This is a genomic window from Mesorhizobium denitrificans (assembly GCF_003403035.1).
GTDB lineage: Bacteria > Pseudomonadota > Alphaproteobacteria > Rhizobiales > Rhizobiaceae > Mesorhizobium_G > Mesorhizobium_G denitrificans.
Window position 1 is genome coordinate 82,067 of record NZ_QURN01000012.1, and the last position, 18,766, is coordinate 100,832.

Here is an 18,766-nt window from a genome sequence, read left to right on the forward strand (position 1 = left end):
TTTTTGCAGCCACGTTTGGTCTTCGAACCCATGCGTGGAATTTTTGAGTATTCGGGAGGAATTCAATGAACAAGATATTGGCCTCACTCAGCCTCGCAGCAACAATTGCTCTGACGGCTTTCAGCGTGCAGGCGCAGGACTATCCAAACCGCACGATCACCATGGTGGTTCCGTTCGCAGCCGGTGGCCCGACGGACACCGTTGCGCGGCTAGTTGCAGAATCCATGTCCAAAGACCTCGGTCAGCAGATCGTCGTTGAAAATGTCGGCGGCGCGGGCGGCACGCTCGGTGCTGGCCGCGTGGCTAGCTCTGACCCTGATGGCTATACGATGCTGCTGCACCACATCGGCATGGCAACCAGCGCAACGCTTTATCGCAAGCTGGCTTACGACACGTTGAACGCGTTCGAATATGTCGGCCTCGTTACCGAAGTGCCGATGACCATCGTTGCGCGCAAGGATCTGGAACCTTCAGACCTCAAGAGCCTAGTCGAATACGCCAAGACCAATAAAGACACCGTGACGGTGGCCAACGCTGGTGTGGGCGCAGCCTCGCATCTTTGCGGAATGCTGTTCATGTCCGCTATCGGCACGCCGCTCGTGACCGTGCCTTACAAGGGAACGGGTCCGGCGATGACCGACCTTCTGGGCGGACAGGTCGACATCATGTGCGACCAGACCACCAACACCACCAAGCAGATTCTTGGCGGAACCATCAAGGCCTACGCTGTAACGAGCCCTGCCCGGCTCGATGTCTTGCCGGACGTGCCGACGACCGATGAGGCAGGATTGCCGGGTATGCAGGTTGCGATCTGGCACGGCATCTACACACCAAAGGGCACCCCGGCGGAGATCAATGAGCGCCTGTCGAAATCGCTTCAGGTTGCACTAAAGGATCCGAACGTGGTTGCGCGGTTTGCTGAACTCGGCACCAAGCCGTCTTCGGAAGCGGACGCCACGCCGGCCGCGCTCAAGGCAAAGCTTGAAAGCGAAATAACGCGCTGGAAGCCGATTATCGAGGCTGCAGGCCAGTACGCGGATTAATTGAGCTTGGGACGTCATCACCGGCGTCCCACCCCTTTTCCAGATCAAGTGCGAACGGCCGTCAAGGTCGCGCCCAAATGGGGGAAGCCATGAATTCCTTTACGTTCGACAAGACAAATCTCGCATGCGGCGCATTGCTCGTCGCAACCGGCGCATTTTTCGCCGTTCAGTCTCTCTCCATGGAAATTGGATCGACTTTCCGCATGGGGCCGGGATTTTTTCCGCTCGCGCTTTCCGCTGTTTTGATTGTGCTTGGCGTGGTCGTTCTCATACAGGCGACGCGGGTTGAGGGCGAACCTCTGGGCGCAATCGCATGGCGCGGCATGGCCTTCATACTGCCTGCGCCGATAATCTTCGGCCTGACAGTGCGCAGTCTGGGCTTTGTGCCAGCCATTTTCATAACGGCGCTAATTGCATCTTTCGCCAGCCACAAGATGTCCATGGTTGCAGCGGTCGTGCTGTCCGCTTGCGTGGCTGCATTTTCCTACACCGTGTTCTTGTGGGGCCTTGGTCTGCCCTATCAGGCGTTCGCCCCGTGGCTCGGACTGTGAGGCGCGACGATGGAACTTTTTGATAATCTCGCGCTCGGCTTCGCTACTGCGACGACGTTTTACAATATGGGATTCTGCCTGATCGGCGTGCTGCTCGGCACTCTGATCGGCGTGCTTCCGGGCATTGGCGCAACGGCAACCATAGCGATGCTGCTGCCCATCACCTTCCAGATCGGCGACCCTGTTTCCTCGCTCATCATGCTGGCAGGCATCTATTATGGTGCTCAGTATGGCGGCTCCACAACCGCAATCCTGATCAACATGCCGGGCGAATCTTCTTCGGCAGTGACCGCAATCGACGGCTATCAGATGGCGCGAAAAGGCCGCGCGGGCGTGGCATTGGCGGTGGCCGCTATCGGTTCGTTTTTCGCGGGCACTGTCTCGACTTTTCTTGTCGCGATCTTTGCACCGCCGCTGACCTCCATCGCGTTGCAGTTTGGCGCGGCGGAATATTTCTCGCTGATGATCGTCGGCCTCGTTTCCTCCATCGCGCTCGCAAGCGGGTCGGTGGTAAAAGCACTCGCGATGGTCGCGCTCGGCCTGCTGCTCGGTCTGGTGGGTACCGACGTGATCTCCGGCACGCCCCGCTTCACACTTGGCATACGTGAATACGCAGACGGGCTGAATTTCGTTGCGCTGGCAGTCGGTGTGTTCGGCATTGCCGAAATACTGCGCAACCTCGAAAACGAGCGCACGCGCGAGGTGCTTGTCAGCAAAGTGACCGGCCTGATGCCCACGCGCGAGGACTTCAAGGAGATGTTTGCTCCAATTCTGCGCGGCACGGCGATAGGCTCGGCGCTCGGGATCCTCCCCGGCGGCGGTGCAATCCTCGCATCGTTTGCTTCCTATACTGTTGAGAAGCGCGTTTCGAAAAATCCGCAGGAGTTTGGACGCGGCGCAATTGCGGGCGTTGCGGGTCCAGAATCGGCAAACAATGCAGGCGCGCAGACATCGTTCATTCCGATGCTCACGCTGGGCATTCCCGCCAACCCTGTCATGGCGCTTATGATCGGCGCGATGATCATTCAGGGCATCGTTCCCGGCCCGAACGTCGCGACGGAACAGCCTGCTCTGTTCTGGGGCATCATCGCGTCGATGTGGATCGGCAATCTGCTGCTTATCATCCTCAACCTGCCGCTAATCGGCCTGTGGGTGAAGCTGCTGACGGTCCCCTATTACGTGCTGTTTCCGATCATCATGGCGTTCTGCTCCATCGGCGTTTACAGCGTCAATTCGAACATCTACGACCTGTTCGCGGTCGCATTCTTCGGGCTGCTGGGCTACGCGCTGCAAAAGATGCGCTGCGAACCAGCGCCGCTGCTGCTGGGCTTCGTGCTCGGGCCGCTGCTTGAGGAAAACCTGCGGCGCGCAATGATCCTCTCGCGAGGCGATCCGTCGACATTCGTGACGCGTCCCATCAGTGCAATATTGCTGGCGCTGGCGGTGATCGTGTTGGTGGTGGTGCTTCTGCCGAGTGTTCGCAAAAAGCGCGACGAAGTGTTCGTGGAGGAAGAATGATTTCGCTGTGGCTGTCTGCCCTACCCGGCTGACAGCCACGATTTTTATGTATAGGGAACTCTGCGAGGCGGCATCGCTTCGGCCGCTTGCCGGAATTGGTAGACGGAAGAGACTTAAAATCTCTCGGGCTTCGCCCGTGTGGGTTCGATTCCCACAGCGGCCACCAGCATCTCATCTCTTCACCTTCACAAATTCGCATCAATTCGCGACCGAAGGTGCCCGCCGCCTCCCTCGCAAGACAGGCGACGGGCGGCGCGCAGGGAGGATTCTGCGTTGCGCGCTATTGCAACCTAAAGGCGCATAACGCGAACCGAAACCAGTGGAATCGAGATATACCCAGAAATATGGAAAGACCCGTCTATTGCGGCAAACAGACGGGTCTCGCTTGGGGCTTGTAGTTGGTCGTAGTCTACAATCTAGATATTACATGTTATGTTTATTTTTCCAACCATCGGTTGCATAAAATTTACTGGATAGAAGGCGCGACCTACATCTCGTTGGCATCGTTGAAGGCCTTGCAGAACGAGCTACGCTGCGTAGTTACATTCTTGCATTCCTCCATGATCTTCGCCTTGTCGTTTTCATTCATGGCTTTTGCCGCAGCGCGCATTTCCTCCATGGACCGCATGGTCGTCATGCTTTCGTCCGTATAAAACGGCTTCATCGCTACTGGATCGTCGAGCATACCCGGTGTTTTAGCCGAGCCGGTTGCATTATCAGTCGCGTTGGAACCACTTCCGTCGGTCTGCGCGAATACAATTCCAGACGTGGCGAGGCATATGGCTGACGCCATCAATACTGAGCGGAACATAGCGTTCTCCCTTAATAAGTTTCTGATTCCAAACGGGTCTTCGCCACCAATGTTCCAAATTATTTTTATGGGTCGAGGTCACGCCTGCGTTATTTTGTGCAGTGCAAAAAAGTTAACTTGCCTTGACGGTCAGCGTATGCGCATATCTGAAACTCACGGAGAGGTTTCAAATGGTTACAATCGTTGATACTCTAACCGCGTCGCTGATTTCCGGCGTGAACCCCGTCACCGCCCTGCGCGAAGCAACTGGCTACTCGCTGGACCAAATCGCAATCGCTTCCGGTTTAACCGTGTCAGACCTTTCTGACTTCGAAGCGAATGGGCAAATGGAGCCCGAAACACTGAACCGGATTACGTCCGCGCTGGGAATAACCGCGAAGATGGCGTCATAACGACACCTGCGCTATTCAGGAATTTGGTAATGGCTGTTGCTCGAACGGGCAGCAGCCGAAATTATTCTTGCTGACCGCCAACGGCGCATCATTGATTTTCGAAAAATTCCGGTCATGTTCGGCGCGGTATTGGTTGGGAGAATGCGCCCTTGTACTTTCCATTCGTCATCGCGACGATGTTGGTGCTGCCGCTGGTGTCCACGGGAATCGATCTCTGGCTGCATCCAGACTTGCCCACGATGCTTTTGCTCGGACGTTGGTTCGTTTTCTGGGGTGCCGGTGTTCGGCTGTTTGCGGCTGGGCTCAAGCAAACACTTCAGCCTGAATTTACAGCCAGGCAGATTTTCAAATTGAAGACGGGCGAAGCGTTTCCGATTGTCCGCGAGCTGGGCATTTCCAACATTGCCGCGGGCATTGTTGGCATCGCGTCGATCTTTGCGCCAAGCTTTCTGCTGCCGATTGCAGTTTATGCGACCATTTTCTATGGCGCGGCAGGTTTCGGTCATATCGGCCAGAAAGACCGCTCGGCGAACGAAAACCTCGCACTCTGGACAGACTTGCTGATTGCGGCGGTCCTGCTTGCATTCATTATATGGTCGGTAGCTTAAAGATGAAAAACACACTGATTGAAGTTTGCGTCGAAGGCATCGACGGAATGATCGCTGCGCAGGATGCGGGTGCTGACCGCGTCGAACTATGCGCCAGCCTGTTGGAAGGCGGGCTTACGCCAAGCTACGGCACGATCAAAGCCGCGCTGGATGTGGCGCGAATTCCATTCCACGTGATCGTTCGTCCAAGAGGCGGCGACTTTCTCTATAGCGAGGCAGAATTTGCCTCCATGTGTGATGACGTAAGAGCTTTGCGCGATCTTGGCGTTGCCGGTGCAGTCGTTGGTTGCCTGCTTCCGAACGGCACAATCGATGAAGGCAGAATGAGCGAACTCGTGCGCTGTGCCGGCGGCATCAACGTGACCTGCCATAGAGCGTTCGACATGACCCGCGATCCATTTGAAGCACTGGAGGCGCTAATCCGTTGCGGCGTCGGGCGCGTGCTTACAAGCGGGCAGCGCGATACGGCGGTGGAAGGTGCAGCTTTGCTTGCTGAACTGGTGCAGCGTGCTGGCAACCGCATCATCGTTCTTGGCTGCGGTGCGCTTGATCCCGGTTCAATCGGAGACGTGCATTCCGCGACCGGCTTGAGTGAAATGCATTTTGCGTCGCTGCGCGATGTGCCTAGCCCGATGGTGTTTCGAAACCCGAGTGTCGGTATGGGCGGCACTGACCTCGACCGCGAATATCGCCTGACGATTACCGATGCGGCTGTAGTGGCGGCGACGATTGCGGCGGTTCGCGGAAACGGCGATCAGTAAAGGCCGCCGCCGCCACCGTCGATTACCTGCTTGGCCGCAGGCGAAAGTGCCTCGCCGCTCGGCTGAGCGCCGGAATCCATGCCGATAACCCAATAGCTATCGGCCGGACCAGTGCCGGGCTTGAACGCCTCGACAATCATATTCGGGTCGCCCTTGGACGCCTGCATACCGGTCTTGCGATCGATCGGAATGAGCTTCATGCCCGCTGGAACCTGGAAGTCAACGACGGGCGTATCCTTGAGCGCGTCCGCCACAAATTCCTTGAAGATCGGCGCAGCCAGACCGCCGCCGGTGGTGCCTTTGCCAAGCGGCTGCGGCTGGTCGAAGCCGATGTAAAGACCGGCGACGAGATTTGGCGTGAAGCCGATGAACCACGCGTCTTTCTCGTCATTCGTCGTGCCGGTCTTACCTGCAATCGGACGATTGAGATCCTTGAGGATCGTCGCCGTGCCGCGCTGAACCACACCTTCCATCATCGAGGTGATCTGATAGGCGGTCATTGGGTCCAGAACCTGCTCGGCATTATCGACCAGTTCAGGCTCGGGCTGGTTCTCCCAATCCTGCGCAGAACAGCCTTCACAGCCACGCTCGTCGTGCCGGAACACGGTCTTACCGTAACGATCCTGAATACGGTCGATCAGCGACGGTTTGATCTGACGGCCGCCATTCGCCATCACCGAATAGGCCGACACCATGCGCATGACAGTGGTTTCGCCGGAGCCAAGCGACATGGCGATGTGCGGTGGCAGCTTGTCGTATACGCCAAAACGTTCCGCATATTCAGATACCGTTTTCATGCCCATGTCGTTTGCGAGACGCACGGTCATGAGGTTGCGCGAGCGCTCGATGCCGCTACGCAACGTAGATGGACCGGCGGCCTTGCCGTCATAGTTCTTCGGGGTCCAGACCTGATTGCCTATCGTGATGGTTATCGGTCCATCCATGATAACGGACGCGGGCGTGTAACCATTGTCCAGCGCCGCCGCGTAAACGATAGGCTTGAACGCGGAACCCGGCTGGCGCATCGCCTGCGTCGCGCGATTAAACTCCGACTGCGAATAGGAGAAGCCGCCGACCATGGCCAGAACGCGCCCGGTGTGCGGGTCCATGACCACCATACCGCCCGAAACGCCTGGAGGCTGACGCAGCAGATAGCCGTCGCCATCTTCCTTTTTCTCGACATAGATGACGTCGCCAGCCTTGAGCACACCGTCGGGAGCGTTCGCCTTCACGCGCTCGCCATTGACCACGTGGCGCAATGCCCACTTCATGTCATCAGCAGAAATGAACCCCCGGTCGCGCTGGTCTGACAATTCGCCAGAACTTTCGCGGCTCGGCTGCAGGCCGATGGTGACGCCTTCTTTCGCGCTATCCAACACAACCGCAAGCTGCCATTCCGGCACGTCGTCCAGAGGCTTGATCTTGCCTAGCGGAATGCCCCAATCGCCAGACGCGTCGATCTGGTCTTTCGGGCCACGATAGCCACGCAGCGTGTCGTAGCGGATCAGGCCGCGCTGCATCGCCTTGCGCGCGATAACCTGCATCTGCGGATCCAGCGTTGTGCGAACCGAAAGACCGCCTTCATAAAGCGCATCTTGCCCATAACGCGCGATGATCTCGCGGCGCACTTCCTCAGTGAAATACTCACCGGCAAACAGGTAATTGTTGCGGCGACGGAGATTCACGCCGAGGGGTTCCGACTTGGCCTTGGCCCCCTCTTCCCGTGTCGCATATCCATTGTCGACCATCTGGTCGATGACCCAATTGCGCCGCTCAAGCGCGCGTTCGGCGTGGCGGAACGGATGATAATTGTTCGGACCCTTCGGAAGCGCGGCAAGATATGCGGCCTCCGCAAGCGTCAGTTCGTTGACCGACTTGTCGAAATAGGTGAGCGCCGCACCAGCAACGCCATAAGCGCCGAGGCCGAAATAAATCTCGTTCACATAGAGCTCGAGAATGCGATCCTTCGAATATGCCTGCTCGATGCGGAAGGAGAGCAGCATCTCCTTGATCTTGCGCTCGTAAGTCTGATCCGAGGTCAGCAGGAAGTTTTTCGCGACCTGTTGGGTGATCGTGGATGCGCCCTGCTTGCTGCCGGTGCGCAGATTGTTGATCGCGGCACGAAACAGGCCCGACACGTCAATGCCGGGATGCTTGTAAAAATTCTTGTCTTCAGCGGAAAGGAACGCCGCTTTCAGGCGATCGGGCACGGCCTGAATCGGGAGATATAGACGGCGCTCGCGCGCAAACTCGCCCATAAGTGCGCCATCCGAGGCATGAATGCGCGTCGTTACGGGCGGCTCATAGCTTGCCAGCACCTCGTAATCAGGCAGGTCTTTCGCCAAATGGCCGACGAACATAGCCACGCCCGCCGCAGCGAGCAGGCCAATCATAATCGCCACACCAAAAAAATATCCGAGAAGCCGAATCATTCCCGCTCCACATCGAACCAACAAACTAGTGGTTCGAATCCGCACTCCGCCGCACGCTGTCACGAAACAAACCCTGCCCCGTCCTGCGATGGGGATGTGGGCAAATTACGGCGAGATGATCGTAAACCACGCGGGCGAGCCAGAAAAGCCCACGGTGTTGTCTAGTGGCAACGCGAAGCGCGCGCAATTACCTTTCTGCTTGCGCAGCCGGTATTCCCTTGCGCTCTGCAAACTTTTCTACAGCCGCAGCAATGCTGTTCACCGCCTTTGCGCGCCATAGCGGATCACGCAGGCTTGATTCGTCCTCGGCGTTTGAGAGATAGCCAAGCTCGATCAGCACCGAAGGAACATCCGGCGCGCGCAACACGCGAAAACGCGCGTGACGATGCGGATTGTTGATTACACCCACGGATTTGCCGAGTTCGCCCACCAGATCCTTTGCCACATGGACGGAGTAATCCTCCGTTTCGCGGCGGACAAAATCGAACAGAATGTCTGCAACTTCGTGGCTCTCTTCGGCAGAAGCAGCCCCGCCGATTTGGTCGGCCAGGTTTTCGCGGTCGGCCAGCGCCTGCGATTCGGCGTCAGACGCACGCTCCGACCCGGTGTAAACCGTTGCGCCGCGCAGGCCCTTGAACCGTATCGTGTCCGCATGAATTGAAATGAATAGGTCGGCGGCGTTGTCTTGCGCGACCTTCACACGATCATCGAGCCTCAGAAACTCGTCGGAATCGCGTGTCATCACTACCTTGAAATTGGGCTCAGATGCCAATCGCGCCTTTAATTCCTGCGCAAAAGCCAGAGTGATGTCTTTTTCGTTGGTTCCGCTGACGCCTTCCGCGCCGCCATCAAAACCACCGTGGCCGGGATCGAGCACCACAGTGAAGGGTTTTGCAGATTCGGAATCCGGCGCTGGTTGCGCCTGAATCGCGCTCGTTGAACTCGCCTGCTCCGTCATTGCGGCTTGAAACGCGCTGTCTGTGGATTTCTCGACGGCTATCGTGAGCTTGTAGCCCTCACCGTCGCTATCCTGCTCAACATCGACTTTTTCCACATTGAACGGCTTGCGGCTGGTGAGGATGATACGGGACCGCCCCTCGGCGGCTTTGCCATAGCGAATGCCGTTCACAAGGCCGACCGGTTTCAGGCTGCGCGGCTCAAACGCAAAGGTCGTCTCCGGCAGCTCAATGACCAGCCGGTATGGGCCAGACAGCAAAAACCAATGAAGATCGGGGTCCTGATCGAGCGCGATTTCCACGATTGTGCGCTCTGAGTCTCCCGAAGCGCCAAAATTTGTGGCCTTGGAAAGCGCGTGAACCGGGCTGCAAAACAACAAAACAAACAGAAAAAGCGACGCAAACTGCGCAAAAACTCGCCTTAAACCGTTGTTTTTTGAAGCTGGCATACGCATTTAACCGTCCAGTTGTCTCGCCGACGCCGAGGTTTTTTGCCTTGAAAAGCCGGGAGCTTAACAACTGGTATGGAAAGAAGGTTAACAACCCTTTTCGTGGACTCCCGCAGAGCCACAAGCTTGTGTACCGACAATATAATTCGGGGTTGCCAGAAACCGCGCCACACCATACAAGCGAATAGATTGTGGCATGTTAGCGCGCCGCTGCGGTTTAGGGATGGATTAGGCGGATCTTCCATAAAAACCGCGTGGCATTTTGCCCCGCCGCAGTCGCGTGAGATTTTCCGAGGAAACGCAGTTGCAAGCCTCGGTGATAAACGGCCCGGAACAGCGTTCTGCGCCGGCTCCAAATGAGCGAAGAAGTCGATCCGGTGAGCCGGGTCATAGTTTAACCTTTCGCTGAACGAGGCGATGACGATAGGCACCGCACATTACAGAACCGAGACCCGGCGCGAAACGCAGCCGGTGGAGTCTGTTGCGGCCCGCACGCGCTTCGAGGCGATCCCCTATATATCCGGCGGCAGTCTGTTGCCCCTAACGCGCATTCACGGCCCCTACCGTGCGCCAGGCCAAGCTCCCGCCGGGGAGAAGAAATATGCCCAACAAAATGCTTATAGACGCGTCTCACCCGGAGGAGACGCGGGTCGTCGTAACGCGCGGCAATCGTATTGAAGAATTCGATTTCGAATCGCAGGACAAAAAACAACTTCGCGGAAATATCTATCTCGCTCGCGTAACGCGGGTTGAGCCATCGCTGCAGGCAGCTTTTGTGGAGTATGGCGGCAACCGCCACGGCTTCCTTGCATTCAGCGAAATCCATCCCGATTATTATCAGATCCCGATGGCGGATCGTCAGGCGCTTCTGAAAGCGGAGGCTGAGGCCGCCGCGCATGATGACGACGACGAAAGCGGCGAGCCGAAGCAGGAACGCGAACGCAGTGGCAGTCGGCGCCGCAGGCGCGGCAAGAATCGCAACCGGAACGGCGAAAACGTTCAGGCAGCTGAAGAAAAGACCGAATCCGAAGCAGATGCGCTTGATCATGCCGACGACACGGATGAGCATGACGATCACAATGAAGATGCTCCGCGCACAATGGCGGCAGAGGCAGCGTCAGACGTAATTTCCGAGCCTGTTGAACAGGTAAAGGAAGAAGCCGAAGAGGTTTCAGTACATAATGGTCAGGTCGAGGAGGTTTTCTCTGGCTCGACGGACGAGCGCGACATTGAGTCGGTCGGCGCAGGCGATGCGCTGGACGAGGTTCGCGACCGCAGGCGCCCAATGCGCCGTCACTACAAGATCCAGGAAGTTATCAAGCGCCGCCAGATCCTCCTGGTTCAGGTCGTGAAGGAAGAGCGCGGTAACAAGGGCGCGGCGCTGACGACCTATCTGTCGCTCGCGGGTCGCTATTCCGTGCTTATGCCGAACACGGCGCGCGGCGGCGGCATATCCCGCAAGATCACCAGCGCGCAGGACCGCAAGCGGCTCAAGGACGTGGTGAAGGAGCTTGAAGTTCCGCAGGGCATGGGCGTCATTCTGCGCACCGCCGGCGAAAACCGCACCAAGGCGGAAATCAAGCGCGACTACGAATATCTGATGCGGCTGTGGGAAAATGTGCGCAATTTGACGCTCAAATCCACTGCTCCGACGTTGGTTTATGAAGAAGGCAGCCTCATCAAGCGCTCCGTGCGCGACCTTTATAATAAGGACATCGACGAAATTCTCGTCGCGGGCGATGACGGCTACCGCGAGGCGAAGGACTTCATGCGCATGCTCATGCCGAGCCATGCCAAGATGGTTCAGCCTTACCGCGACACCACGCCGATGTTTGCGCGCAACGGCATCGAGGCGCAGCTGGACCGTATGGTGCAGCCGCAGGTCACGCTGAAATCCGGTGGCTATATCATTATCAACCAGACGGAAGCGCTTGTTGCGATTGACGTAAATTCAGGCCGCTCCACGCGCGAGCATTCCATTGAAGACACTGCGGTTCAGACAAATCTGGAAGCGGCGGAGGAAATCGCGCGGCAGCTAAGACTGCGCGATCTTGCGGGCTTGATCGTGATCGACTTCATCGACATGGAGGAGTCGCGTAACAACCGGTCCGTCGAAAAGAAGCTCAAGGATTGCCTGAAAAACGACCGCGCGCGCATTCAGGTGGGCCGCATTTCGCATTTCGGCCTGCTGGAAATGTCGCGCCAGCGCATTCGCGCGAGCGTTCTCGAAAGCACGATGAAAACCTGCCCGCATTGCGGCGGTACGGGTCATGTGCGCTCGGATTCTTCGGTTGCGCTGTTGGTTGTGCGCGCAATAGAGGAGTTTTTGCTGAAGGACGCCAAGCACCACATAACGGTGCGGACACCCGCAGCCACTGCGCTCTATGTGCTCAACCACAAGCGCAGCACTCTGGTGGAACTCGAAGGTCGCTTCGGCCTCACGATCACCATCGAATCCGACGATAGCGTCGGCTCGCAGCATTACACGATCACACGCGGCGCGATTGTCGAGCATCCTGTCGAATTCCATGAGCGGGCAAAGCCTGCCCCAATCGTGGAAATCGAAGAGGAAGAAGACATCGTTGAGGTGCTGGACGAGGAAGAAGCCAGCGACGAAGCAACGCCCGAGTCGGCTGCGGAGCAGGCATCCAGCGACGAGCATCGTCGCAAGCGCAAGCGTCGTCGTCGTCGCCGTGGCGGACGTGATCGCGAACAGCAGGAAGGCGCGCAGGACGCCTCTGCAAGCGAGGACACCGAAGCTGTAGCCGCTGCGGATGAGGATGAAGCAGCCGAAGCTGTAGAGGCCGTCACTGAACCAGCCGAGCAGGAAGTTGCCGCCGAGAAAGCAGACGGCAAGAAGCGCCGCCGTGGTAAGCGTGGCGGCAAGCGCAGCCGCGGCGAGGCTGATTCCGAGGCCAGTGAAGAGCAGGCAGCATCGGAAGCTTCAGAACAGGTGGCAGCGCCAGAACCTGTCGCAACGGTTCAGGCTGAGGAAGCGCCTGTAGCGGAAGAAGCACCCGTTGAGGTCAAGAAGCCCAAGGCTCGCGCAAAGCGGTCAACCAAAGCCAAAGCTGCCGAGGCGGAAATCGTGGTTGCGACTCCTGAGCCAAGCGAACCGGAGGCCGCACCAGCAGCCAAACCGCGCCGCTCGACTCGCCGCAAGCCCGCGAACGCGACCGGAGAAAATGCTGAACCTGCTGCTCCTTCGGTTTCATCGAGCGTGAAGGCCGAAGACGCCGCTGAGACCGCAGAGCCCAAAAAAGGCTGGTGGCAGCGCAAAGGCTTTTTTGGCTAAGCTCGTAAAACAGTGGAATTCAGATCGCCCGGACCAAATCCGGGCGATTTTATTTATCCACCAAGCGCTTAGCGCAACCAGTTCGCAATGCGATCCGTCGCCTCAGCCATTTCTTCAAGGCTTCCAGCGTAAGAGAATCGCATGAAGCGATGGCCATAGTCGGTATCGAAATCACGCCCCGGCGTTGCGGCTACACCCGCCTCAGCCAGCATTCGTTTTGCAAACTGCATGCTGTCATTGGTCAATTGCGAAACATCGCAATAGGCATAGAACGCCCCATCCATTGGCGCGGCCAGCGGGAACCGCAGCAGCGGCAGACGCTCGCCAAGCAATTCGCGATTTGCCGCATAGCGCTGCTTGACCGCCTCCAGTTCATCCGTTGCGGAAAAAGCTGCGACCGCCGCAATCTGCGATAGCTCCGGCGCTGAAATATAAAGGCTCTGCTGAATGCGCTCGATCGGGCGCACAAGCTTTTCCGGCAGCACCATCCAACCGATGCGCCAGCCGGTCATGCAATAATATTTAGAAAACGAATTGATGACCGTGACAGTGTCGCTGCAGCTAAGCGCCGTGTGATCCGCACCCGTAAAATTGAGCCGATGATAAATCTCGTCGGATATGACGGCGATGCCAAGCGCCTCGGCAGTTTTCACCAGCATATCAAGCTCTTCGGGCGGAACGCTCGCCCCGGTTGGGTTAGCGGGGCTGGCAAACAGAATGCCTTTCAGCGGTGCGCGCTTGTGTTCCGCCTCTACCATCTCTGCAGTCAGATATGGACGGTCTTCCAAGCGAATCTCGACGACCTCAAGACCGAGCGCAGCCATGATGTTGCGATAGGCCGGATACCCCGGCGCAGCGATGCCCACGCGGTCGCCTGCATCGAACATCGCCATGAATGCCAGATTGAAACCCGCCGACGAGCCGGTCGTGACCGCCACACGGCAGGGCGAAACACTAACGCCGTAATGGTCCGCGTAATGTGCGGCAATTGCCTCGCGCAAAGCGCGGGTGCCGAGCGAGTCCGTGTAGCCGATACGTCCGTTTTCCAGAGCGTTGCGGGCTGCCTCGCGCACGGCGCGCGGCGCCGGGTCGGATGGCTGGCCTACCGCCATCGATATGATCGACCGCCCTTCTCCACGCAGCCGATTTGCCTCGGCGAGAATGTCCATTGCGTGAAACGGCTCGACGTTGCCGCGGCGCGAAATCGCGATGGCCATGATGTCTCCAAATTCCTCAGGGATTGGCTGCGCCGCACAAATGCCCGATTGGTATGGGTTTCACAAGTTCATGATCGCCCACGGCTGCACTTTTCAACCAGCCTCAGGTAATTTAGGTCTTTATAGTCATGTTGATTTCTCGAATCGCGTCCGCTTTGTGCCGTAGTGCCTGTGCGCTGCTCGTCAGCGGCGCTGTGGTCCTTTCCAGTCTGGGATCGGCGGTTGCACAAAACCTGCCATTGGTGCGCGACGCTGAAATCGAAGCGCTGGTGCGGGATTACGCAAAGCCATTGCTGGCAGCAGCGGGCCTCAGCCGCAAGAACATCGAGATCGTTCTCGTCAATGACCCAAGCTTCAATGCGTTCGTCTCCGGTCGCCGCATTTTCATGAATACCGGAACGCTGATGACGGCCGAAACGCCCAACGAGGTAATCGGCGTGCTGGCGCATGAAATCGGCCACCTGGCAGGCGGGCATCAGGAGCGGCTGCGCATGCAGGTGGACCGCGCCAAAACAATGGCGATGGTTGGCATGCTGCTTGGCATGGGCACGCTGGCCGCCGGTGCCGCGACAAAAAACGGAGAGCTTGGCGGTGTAGGCATGGGCATGGCCACCGGCTCCACGGAAGCGGCGCGCCGCAGCCTGCTTTCCTATCAGCGCACCGAAGAAACAACCGCGGATCGCTCTGCGCTTACATATCTCGATGCGACGCACCAATCTGCGCGCGGCATGCTGAAAACATTCAAGCGTTTCCAGACGGCGCTGGCACTTTCGGGCACGCGTGTCGATCCATACCAGATCAGCCACCCCACCCCGCGCGACCGTATCGCCAATCTCGAGGTGCTGGCGCGCAAGAGCCCGTATTTCGAGATGCGCGACCCGCCGGAATTGCAGCGGCGGCATGACAGAATGCGCGCGAAGATCGCTGCATTTACAAATGGTCGCGGCTCGACGGCTCAGCTTTTCAAGCAAAACAACGATCAGGAAGCCAAGCAATATGGCGAAGCCATTGAAGGCTATCTGCATGGCGACCCGCGCGCCGCACTCGCCAAGGTGGATGCGCTGATAAAGGCCGAGCCAAAAAATCCATATCATTACGAATTGCGCGGCGACACGCTGATGAAGGCCAACCGACCGGCAGAGGCGGCCGATGCCTATGCCAAGGCGATAAAGCTTGATCCGGCCCGCTCAAGCGTGCTGCAGGTTTCATACGGACAGGCGCTACTCGCGCAGGGAAATCCAAAATCGGCAAAGAAGGCTGTGCAAGCGCTGGAACGCAGCGTTGCAGCGGACCCTGAAAACACGACTGCTTATCGCTATTTGTCCCAAGCCTATGGGCAATTGGGACAGGTGGGCGAGGCAGAGCTTGCCGCCGCCGATGGCCACTATTACAGCGGTAACTTCCAGGACGCGAAAATTTTCGCGGCACGTGCGCAACGCAAGCTTAAGCCGGGCTCGGCAGAATGGCAGCGCGCGCAGGACATCATCAACTACCGCAAACCTCGCGGTTAATATGGACCATTTCGCCATGCAGAAGCTCATTCCTTACGGTGTCGCAGGTGCTGCGATCGCGGTTGCCGCTCTGGTTGGCGGATATCAACTCGGCACGACTACGCGAATCAGTTCTCCGGCAATGGCCGCCGCCAGTGCCCCTGAAATGGGTGAATCGATTCGAAACTACCTGCTGGCAAATCCGGAACTGATTGCAGAGATGCAAACCGCGCTGGAAGAAAAGCAGAAGGAAGAGCAGCGCCTCGCCTCGCTCGACACGATCAAGAATGCCAGCGCTGAAATCTTCAACTCGCCAGCAGATGCAGTGGTGGGCAACCCGCAAGGCAAGACGACGATTGTGGAGTTCTACGATTACAATTGCGGGTTCTGCCGGCGCGCGATTGAAGACATGCAGGCGTTGACGGCCGCTGATCCCAATCTGCGCTTTGTATTGAAGGAACTGCCCATTCTGGGACCGGATTCGCAGCGCGCGCATATCGTTTCGCAAGCATTTCACCGCCTAATGCCTGAAAAATATGCGGAATTTCACAGTCGTCTGCTTGGCGGCGGTGGCGGCAGGGCGACAGAAGAAAGCGCGATCCTGGTTGCGACCAGCCTTGGTGTCGACGAAGCAGCGCTGCGAGCGGAGATGAAAAAGCCGGAAGTCATCGAGGCCCTGCAGAAGAATTTTCAGCTTGCAGACCGCCTTCAGATAACTGGCACACCGTCATATGTGGTGGGTGACGAAGTGGTGTTCGGCGCGCTTGGGCAGCAGGTTCTGGCTGATAAAATTGCAAGCGCCCGTGCGCAGTGTCAGACGGCTGCGTGCTGAGACAGCATGTATTCGCAGACAGTTGTGGAAAGTAAAACAACGCACTTGTGGTCTTTTCCCCTCGTTATAAGCAAACTATAGAGGGTCCGCGCGGCGTTAAGTCGTTCGCGGAAGGGTTTGTATGTCGAAACCAATCTATGTGCTCAATGGCCCCAACCTGAACGCGCTGGGCAGGCGCGAACCGGGTATTTATGGCGGCAAGACGCTGGCCGCTATCGCTGATGAATGTCGCGCGGCCGCCAGTTCGCTCGGCTTTGAGATCGATTTTCGGCAGACGAACCACGAGGGCGAACTTGTAGACTGGATTCATGAAGCGGGCGACAAGGCCGCAGGCGTGGCGCTCAATGCGGGCGCATACACCCACACATCCATCGCCATTCACGACGCTATTCGCGCAAATGCGCCGCTGAAAGTGGTGGAAGTTCACCTTTCAAACATACATGCGCGCGAAACTTTCAGGCACAAATCAATGATTGCGCCGGTTGCGACCGGCATGATCTGCGGCTTTGGGCCACTAAGCTACATTCTGGCGCTGCATGCGCTGGCCGCCGGCTGAATGCCGGCACAACCGGAAGGCATAGAAATGTCGATCAAGAAGTCCGCAGTGGACCAGCAGCTCATCCGCGATCTTGCGGGGATTCTCAACGATACCAACTTGACTGAAATCGAAGTCGAATTGGGCGACCTCAAAGTGCGCGTGTCGCGGGGCGGTTCGCCCGTGCAGGCCTTCGCTGCGCCTGCCGCCTATGCGCCGGTCCCCGCAGCAGCGGCTGCGCCTGCCGCGCCCGCAACTCCCGCTGCTTCCGCCGAGCCGTCGCGCAATGCAGTGCTTTCGCCAATGGTCGGCACCGCCTATGGCGCGCCATCGCCAGGCGCGAAGGCGTTCGTCGAAGTTGGACAGCAGGTGAAAGAAGGGCAAACGCTGCTCATCATCGAAGCCATGAAGACCATGAACCAGATACCGGCTCCGCGTTCGGGCACTGTGACGGCCATTCTGTTTGAGGATTCCCAGCCGGTGGAATTCGGTGAGCCTCTGGTGGTGATCGAATAACGCGATGTTCCAGAAGATCCTCATAGCCAATCGCGGCGAAATCGCCCTTCGCGTGCTGCGTGCCGCCAAGGAACTTGGCATTCAGACAGTTGTGGTGCATTCGACCGCCGACGCGGACGCGATGCATGTGCGCCTGGCAGACGAAAGCGTTTGCATCGGACCACCGCCCTCGCGCGACAGCTACCTCAACATCCACCAGATCGTTGCGGCTTGCGAAATTACCGGCGCGGATGCTGTGCATCCCGGCTATGGCTTCCTCTCGGAAAACGCGAAATTCGCGGACATTCTCGCTGCGCATAACATCACATTCATTGGCCCGACCGGCGATCATATCCGCATCATGGGCGACAAGATCGAGGCCAAGCGCACAGCGAAGCGCCTTGGCATTCCGGTTGTGCCGGGCTCCGATGGCGCGATTTCCGACCCGGCCGAAGCCAAGCGGGTTGCGGCCGAGATCGGCTATCCTGTCATCATCAAAGCCTCTGCTGGCGGTGGTGGACGCGGCATGAAAGTCGCGCGGGACGAATCCGATCTGGAGGTGGCACTGGCGACGGCTCGCTCGGAAGCAGGCGCTGCGTTCGGCGACGATGCAGTATACATCGAGAAATATCTCGAAAAGCCGCGGCACATCGAAATTCAGGTGTTCGGCGACGGTATGGGCAAGGGCGTGCATCTCGGTGAGCGTGATTGCTCACTGCAGCGGCGGCACCAGAAGGTCTGGGAAGAGGCCAACTCCCCTGCTCTCAATTCAGCCGAGCGCACGCGCATTGGCGAAATTTGCGCGAATGCGATAGCCGATCTGGGCTATTCCGGCGCGGGCACTATCGAGTTCCTGTATGAAAACGGCGAGTTCTATTTCATCGAGATGAACACGCGTTTGCAGGTTGAGCACCCTGTGACCGAGGCTATTACCGGCATTGATCTCGTGCACGAGCAGATTCGTGTGGCGTCCGGCGGCGGTCTTTCGGTCACGCAGGACGATATTCACTTCAACGGCCATGCGATTGAATGCCGTATCAACGCGGAAGACCCGCGCACCTTTACGCCGTCGCCGGGAACGATCACGCATTTCCATACACCCGGCGGGCTCGGCATTCGCGTCGATTCGGGCGTATATTCGGGCTACAAAATTCCGCCTTATTACGACAGTCTGATCGGCAAACTGATTGTGCATGGACGCAACCGCGTTGAATGCATGATGCGGTTGCGGCGCGCGCTGAACGAGTTCGTGGTGGACGGTATCAAGACAACGCTGCCGCTCTTCCAGGAACTGGTGAACAACCCGGATATTGCAAACGGCGACTATGACATCCACTGGCTGGAAAAATATCTCGCCAAGACAGAGTCATAAGCTAAGGTC

At 58.0% G+C, this 18,766-nt stretch carries 16 protein-coding genes and 1 tRNA gene; 13 read left to right on the forward strand and 4 right to left on the reverse strand.

Features of this window, described 5'->3' with window-relative positions:
• Positions 1-65 precede the first annotated feature (65 nt).
• The 4 genes from DY251_RS15480 to DY251_RS15495 all read left to right on the forward strand — a co-directional run bounded on the left by DY251_RS15480 (position 66) and on the right by DY251_RS15495 (position 3,278).
• The gene (locus DY251_RS15480; RefSeq protein ID WP_116624822.1) at positions 66-1,043 is read left to right on the forward strand and encodes a tripartite tricarboxylate transporter substrate-binding protein; all 978 of its coding nucleotides are present in this window, start codon (positions 66-68) and stop codon (positions 1,041-1,043) included.
• Between the two features lie 89 nt (positions 1,044-1,132).
• Positions 1,133-1,594, forward strand: coding sequence for a tripartite tricarboxylate transporter TctB family protein (locus tag DY251_RS15485; RefSeq protein ID WP_116624892.1), 462 nt, complete (start codon positions 1,133-1,135; stop codon positions 1,592-1,594).
• A 9-nt stretch (positions 1,595-1,603) separates the two neighbouring features.
• A complete protein-coding gene (locus tag DY251_RS15490) occupies positions 1,604-3,112 on the forward strand; it encodes a tripartite tricarboxylate transporter permease (protein WP_116624823.1) in 1,509 nt (502 codons plus the stop codon).
• 80 nt (positions 3,113-3,192) lie between these two features.
• Positions 3,193-3,278: transfer RNA gene (locus DY251_RS15495), tRNA-Leu, on the forward strand.
• Positions 3,279-3,599: 321 nt separating this feature from the next.
• Here DY251_RS15495 and DY251_RS15500 read toward each other — a convergent pair.
• Complete coding sequence (locus DY251_RS15500) at positions 3,600-3,923, reverse strand: hypothetical protein (RefSeq protein ID WP_137113805.1); 324 nt, start codon at positions 3,921-3,923, stop codon at positions 3,600-3,602.
• 170 nt (positions 3,924-4,093) lie between these two features.
• Between DY251_RS15500 and DY251_RS15505 the strand changes: the two genes are divergently transcribed.
• From DY251_RS15505 to DY251_RS15515, 3 genes are all read left to right on the forward strand, one after another.
• Positions 4,094-4,315, forward strand: a complete 222-nt coding sequence (locus DY251_RS15505) for a helix-turn-helix domain-containing protein (protein ID WP_116624825.1) — start codon at positions 4,094-4,096, stop codon at positions 4,313-4,315.
• Positions 4,316-4,464: 149 nt separating this feature from the next.
• Entirely contained in the window at positions 4,465-4,923 is a 459-nt protein-coding gene (locus tag DY251_RS15510; RefSeq protein ID WP_116624826.1) for a DUF6790 family protein, read from the forward strand.
• Between the two features lie 2 nt (positions 4,924-4,925).
• Positions 4,926-5,684 carry a copper homeostasis protein CutC gene (locus DY251_RS15515; protein ID WP_245415992.1) on the forward strand — a complete coding sequence of 253 codons (759 nt, stop codon included), beginning with the start codon at positions 4,926-4,928 and terminating at the stop codon, positions 5,682-5,684.
• Here the strand turns inward: DY251_RS15515 and DY251_RS15520 are convergent.
• The gene (locus DY251_RS15520; RefSeq protein WP_116624828.1) at positions 5,678-8,116 is read right to left on the reverse strand and encodes a penicillin-binding protein 1A; all 2,439 of its coding nucleotides are present in this window, start codon (positions 8,114-8,116) and stop codon (positions 5,678-5,680) included. The genes DY251_RS15515 and DY251_RS15520 overlap by 7 nt on opposite strands.
• A 187-nt stretch (positions 8,117-8,303) precedes the next feature.
• Positions 8,304-9,521 (reverse strand): N-acetylmuramoyl-L-alanine amidase, encoded by a 1,218-nt coding sequence (locus tag DY251_RS15525; protein WP_116624829.1) that lies wholly within the window; start codon positions 9,519-9,521, stop codon positions 8,304-8,306.
• 601 nt (positions 9,522-10,122) lie between these two features.
• Here DY251_RS15525 and DY251_RS15530 point away from each other — a divergent pair.
• Entirely contained in the window at positions 10,123-12,816 is a 2,694-nt protein-coding gene (locus DY251_RS15530) for a ribonuclease E/G (protein ID WP_116624830.1), read from the forward strand.
• A 68-nt stretch (positions 12,817-12,884) separates the two neighbouring features.
• Here DY251_RS15530 and DY251_RS15535 read toward each other — a convergent pair whose 3' ends face one another.
• Positions 12,885-14,033 carry a pyridoxal phosphate-dependent aminotransferase gene (locus tag DY251_RS15535; RefSeq protein ID WP_116624831.1) on the reverse strand — a complete coding sequence of 383 codons (1,149 nt, stop codon included), beginning with the start codon at positions 14,031-14,033 and terminating at the stop codon, positions 12,885-12,887.
• Positions 14,034-14,161: 128 nt separating this feature from the next.
• On the opposite strand from DY251_RS15535, the gene DY251_RS15540 reads away from it, so the two are divergent.
• The 5 genes from DY251_RS15540 to accC all read left to right on the forward strand — a co-directional run bounded on the left by DY251_RS15540 (position 14,162) and on the right by accC (position 18,757).
• Positions 14,162-15,544, forward strand: coding sequence for a M48 family metalloprotease (locus DY251_RS15540; RefSeq protein WP_116624832.1), 1,383 nt, complete (start codon positions 14,162-14,164; stop codon positions 15,542-15,544).
• 1 nt (position 15,545) lies between these two features.
• On the forward strand, positions 15,546-16,355 hold the full coding sequence (locus DY251_RS15545; RefSeq protein ID WP_425373308.1) for a DsbA family protein: 810 nt from the start codon (positions 15,546-15,548) through the stop codon (positions 16,353-16,355).
• A gap of 121 nt (positions 16,356-16,476) precedes the next feature.
• Complete coding sequence (aroQ, locus tag DY251_RS15550; protein ID WP_116624833.1) at positions 16,477-16,911, forward strand: type II 3-dehydroquinate dehydratase; 435 nt, start codon at positions 16,477-16,479, stop codon at positions 16,909-16,911.
• 27 nt (positions 16,912-16,938) lie between these two features.
• Positions 16,939-17,406 carry an acetyl-CoA carboxylase biotin carboxyl carrier protein gene (accB, locus tag DY251_RS15555; protein ID WP_116624894.1) on the forward strand — a complete coding sequence of 156 codons (468 nt, stop codon included), beginning with the start codon at positions 16,939-16,941 and terminating at the stop codon, positions 17,404-17,406.
• Positions 17,407-17,410: 4 nt separating this feature from the next.
• The gene (accC, locus tag DY251_RS15560; RefSeq protein ID WP_116624834.1) at positions 17,411-18,757 is read left to right on the forward strand and encodes an acetyl-CoA carboxylase biotin carboxylase subunit; all 1,347 of its coding nucleotides are present in this window, start codon (positions 17,411-17,413) and stop codon (positions 18,755-18,757) included.
• Positions 18,758-18,766: the final 9 nt, after the last annotated feature.